The organism is Streptomyces sp. NTH33 (genome assembly GCF_003236365.1).
GTDB lineage: Bacteria > Actinomycetota > Actinomycetes > Streptomycetales > Streptomycetaceae > Streptomyces.
Genome location: NZ_POTZ01000682.1, coordinates 1 through 2,738 on the forward strand (window position 1 = coordinate 1; position 2,738 = coordinate 2,738).

Consider the following 2,738-nt stretch of genomic DNA (forward strand, 5'->3'; position numbering starts at 1 on the left):
GGACGGGCCCCGGTAACCGGCCAGGTTCCAGGAGTTGCCGCCCGTCGAGGTCTGCTCGCCGGTACCGGAGTCGGCGCGCGCGTCCGCAGTGGGGGCGGCGCGCGTGTCGGCGCCGGAGCCGGTACGCGCGTCGGCGCCAGAGCCGGAGCGCGCGTCGGCACCGGAGCCGGAGGCCGGCGCGGTCTTCTTCGGCGTGCCCTCCCGGGCGTCGGCGTCGGACGCCGTCGGCTGCGCCGGCACCCTCGGAGACACGCCGGCCTGGCCCGCGGTCCCGGGACGCGCCGCGGCGCTGCCGCTCTCGCGGGGCGGCTTGCTCCCGTCGGACTCGGCGCCGGGGGCGTCGCCGCCGAAATCGCCGAGCGCGGCACGCGCCTGGGATATCCGGACGGCCTCCATGGTGCGGTCGTGGCGCATCTCCGCGCGGCTCCAGGCGCGTTCGGCGAGCTCCCACATGGTGGTGAGATGGACCGGGTTGGTGCCGGTGACCTCGGCGAGGGCCACGACCGCGCCCTTGGGCGCCAGGAGCCGGCCGTTGAGGTAACGCTCCCAGGAGGTCTTGCTGTAGCCCGTGCGATCGGCGAGCGCGGCGACGCTCAGACCGCCGCGGTCCACGAGCCGCCGCAGTTGACTCGCGAACTCCTTTATCTGCGGATCGAGTTCATCGGGCAAGGCCTTCCAACGAGGCATCGCGTCCCCTTCCCCCCGGTACGTGCTGGCTGTTCCCGCGCGTGACGCCCTGTGCGGAGTCCTTGTGCTGGCTACCCACAGAGGTGCGCACCGCCAGGATCTCAGGTCGCGCGGTGGGGGCGCACGGGAGCATTCGGGCCTCGTACGGGCCCTGTGGCAGAGCGCGGACACCGTAGCGGAACGGTCACTTCCGTGCCACGGCGCGCGGACAGGCATTGAACAGCCCGTTCGCGATGCAGGAGGGTGGGTCGCGGCGGCCCGTCCTGACTCGGGGGAGACGGCCCGTCCTGACTCGGGGGAGAGGATGGGCCGCCGCCACGGCACGGACTGACGCCTCGTCAGCTATTGCGGACGGTGAAGTGCAGCGCGTCGTCCAGGAACGGGATCTCCAGCCACGGCTTCGGCTGGGCCATCAGCGCCAGCAGGACGATGGCGCCGCCCAGCACGCCGTAGGTGACGATGTCGGTGAAGCGGGAGCGGACGGCGAGCATGCCGACGCGGGGCAGGAACCAGCGCAGCGCGGCCCCGCCGAGCAGGGCGACGCCGACCAGCAGCAGGCCGACCCGGAAGGCGTCGAAGGCGGTCACCAGCAGCCCGAGCCCGACCACGGACAGCACGGCCAGCATCGGCCACTGCCGGGCGGGCGCCGGGGCGTCACCGGGCGCGGCCCGGCCGCCGCCCTCCGGAGGCGCGGTGTCCTTGGTGAACAGCGGGAAGCGGCGCGTGACCCGGCGCGGCCTGCCCTCGGCGTCCGGCGCGCTGACCGGGTCCCGTACCTCGATCTCCGGCTCCGGCTCCGCCGAAGCGGACTCCCGCCCGGTGCCCTTCGCCTCAGCCGACACTGCGCTCCGCCGCCTCGACCACGTTGACCAGCAGCTGGGCCCGGGTCATCGGGCCGACGCCGCCGGGGTTCGGGGACAGCCAGCCGGCCACCTCGGCGACGTCCGGGTGGACGTCGCCCACGATCTTCCCCTCGGCGTTGCGGGAGACCCCGACGTCGAGGACGGCCGCGCCGGGCTTGACGTCCTCGGCACGGATCAGGTGCGGGGAGCCGGCCGCGGCGACGATGATGTCGGCGCGACGCAGGTGGGCGGAGAGGTCGCGGGTGCCGGTGTGGCACTGGGTGACCGTGGCGTTCTCGCTGCGCCGGGTGAGCAGCAGCGGCATCGGGCGGCCGATGGTCACGCCGCGGCCGACGACCACGACCTCGGCGCCCTTGATCTCGACGCCGTGGCGGCGCAGCAGCGTCAGGACGCCGTTGGGGGTGCAGGGCAGCGGGGCGGGCTCGTTGAGGACGAGCCGGCCGAGGTTCATCGGGTGCAGGCCGTCGGCGTCCTTGTCCGGGTCCATCAGCTCCAGGATCCGGTTCTCGTCGATGCCCTCGGGCAGGGGCAGCTGGACGATGTAGCCGGTGCAGGAGGGATCCTCGTTCAGCTCCCGGACGACCGCCTCGATCTCGTCCTGAGTGGCGGTGGCCGGCAGTTCGCGCTGGATGGAGGCGATGCCGACCTCGGCGCAGTCGCGGTGCTTGCCGGCGACGTACTTGCGGCTGCCCGGGTCGTCGCCGACCAGGATCGTGCCGAGGCCGGGCGTGACGCCCTTCTCCTTCAGCGCCGCCACGCGGGCGGTCAGATCGGATTTGATCGCGGCTGCGGTGGCCTTGCCATCGAGAATCTGGGCGGTCATGCCCCCATCCTCGCGGATGACCGGCTCATGGTTCCAATCCGGGAGGCCGGGCCAGGGGCCGCCGGCATTTCACATCCTTGACCAGTGATGTTGCACTTGCACAACACCTGACCCCCCGGGCTGGACAAAATCTCGGCCCGCCTAGAACGATGAACACCGCAGTAGCGCGGTTCGTGTTCGGGGGGAGCCGCTCAGATCGTGTCGTTCCTCCGCGCAGTCCGCACCGTCCCCGCAGCGCAACGGAGGAAACCGGCCATGAGTTTCGGCTCGCCCAACAACCCGTACGAAACACCGCAGAACCCGCAGCAGGGATACGGCCAGCCCCAGCAGGGTCAGCCCGGATACGGCTACCCGCAGGCCCCGCC

3 protein-coding genes are annotated in these 2,738 nt (G+C 72.8%); all 3 read right to left on the bottom strand.

Features of this window, described 5'->3' with window-relative positions:
• On the bottom strand, positions 1-687 hold a 687-nt coding region (locus tag C1I97_RS34885; RefSeq protein WP_258382887.1), incomplete at its 3' end, for a helix-turn-helix domain-containing protein.
• Positions 688-1,025: 338 nt separating this feature from the next.
• A complete protein-coding gene (locus C1I97_RS34890) occupies positions 1,026-1,529 on the bottom strand; it encodes a DUF3017 domain-containing protein (protein WP_111006975.1) in 504 nt (167 codons plus the stop codon).
• Positions 1,519-2,373: a bifunctional methylenetetrahydrofolate dehydrogenase/methenyltetrahydrofolate cyclohydrolase gene (locus C1I97_RS34895; protein WP_111006976.1), complete on the bottom strand. Its 855-nt coding sequence runs from the start codon at positions 2,371-2,373 to the stop codon at positions 1,519-1,521. The genes C1I97_RS34890 and C1I97_RS34895 overlap by 11 nt, the downstream gene beginning before the upstream one ends.
• Between the last annotated feature and the right edge of the window lie 365 nt (positions 2,374-2,738).

Coding starts and splice junctions, on each gene's coding strand:
- C1I97_RS34895 (WP_111006976.1), bottom strand. CDS start 2,373: ATGACCGCCCAGATTCTCGATGGCAAGGCCACCGCAGCCGCGATCAAA.